This is a genomic window from Streptomyces sp. NPDC005774, from assembly GCF_042871645.1.
In the GTDB taxonomy this organism is placed as follows: Bacteria; Actinomycetota; Actinomycetes; order Streptomycetales; family Streptomycetaceae; genus Streptomyces; species Streptomyces pratens.
Genome location: NZ_JBIAIV010000159.1, coordinates 1 through 1,088, shown reverse-complemented (window position 1 = coordinate 1,088; position 1,088 = coordinate 1). Strand labels below are relative to the sequence as shown.

At 66.6% G+C, this 1,088-nt stretch carries 1 protein-coding gene; it reads left to right on the top strand.

From position 1 onward, the window contains the following. The first annotated feature begins 156 nt into the window (after positions 1 to 156). Positions 157 to 762 carry a class I SAM-dependent methyltransferase gene (locus ACFYQA_RS39595; protein WP_388928703.1) on the top strand — a complete coding sequence of 202 codons (606 nt, stop codon included), beginning with the start codon at positions 157 to 159 and terminating at the stop codon, positions 760 to 762. Positions 763 to 1,088: the final 326 nt, after the last annotated feature.

The following is a 1,088-nucleotide window of genomic DNA, read 5'->3' as shown; positions in this document are numbered from 1 at the left end:
GCAGCGGCCAACCGGAAACGCATGCTGCCCGGAACCGAAAAACCACCCCGAAACCAATCACACCGCGCGATCAGAGATCACGCGGTGGATCGAGGTTCAGCGCCGCGAGCTCGGTCACTTCTTCGAGTGACACACGGTCGACCTATAGTTGGCCTCATGAGCCGTTGGAGCGAGTTGACCGAGGAGAAGTCCGGAGAGGACTACGCCGCACGGTTCGCGGCCCTGGCCCGTAGCGGGAAGGAAGTGCACGGGGAGGCACGGTTCTGCGCAGCTCTCGTGCCTGCCGGAGCACGGGTGCTGGACGCCGGGTGCGGTACCGGACGGGTCATGATCCGGCTTGCGGAGCTCGGGTACGACTGTGTCGGGGTGGATCTCGACGCGTCGATGCTGACAGTGGCGCAGCAGCAGGCGCCGGAACTGCCCTGGTTCCAGGTCGACCTGGCCCGGTTCGAGCCGAACCTGCTCGGCATCGCAGCGGACTTCGATCTCGTGGTCGCCGCAGGCAACGTTTTCCCATTGCTCGCCACCGGCACCGAGGCCACGGTGGTCAAGCGCCTGGCCGCGGCCCTGCGTCCGGGCGGTCTGATGGTCGCCGGCTTCGGCCTGGACGAAGCCCACCTGCCCGTGCCGCCCAGCATCACGCTGCCGGAGTACGACGACTGCTGCGCCGCAGCCGGCCTCACCTTTGTCGACCGCTTTGCCACCTGGGACGCCGCCCCTTACGACGGCGGCGGCTATGCGGTCAGTGTCCACCGCCGGTGAGGATGTGAGAGTTCGGCCTGAGGCCCGCGCGCCCCGACATCGCCGCGTACCACCTACGTGTCGTCGTCATCATCGGGCGGTCCCATGACTGGGACGAAACGAAGCTGCACGCTCTACACGGGCTCAACAGCAGGATGCACGGCATCACCATGCACTGCTGAGCCATGTAACGGCCGTCAACGCGGTCATGTCCCTTCTCGTGGTGTAGGCGATCAGTCGTCTGGCGCGGCCGGTAGGACGGTGGGGGTGTCGGTGTAGAGGGCGTCCATGCTCTCGTTGGAGAGGTAGCGGCGGGGGAAGGCGATCCATTCGTCGTGGAGTTCGGC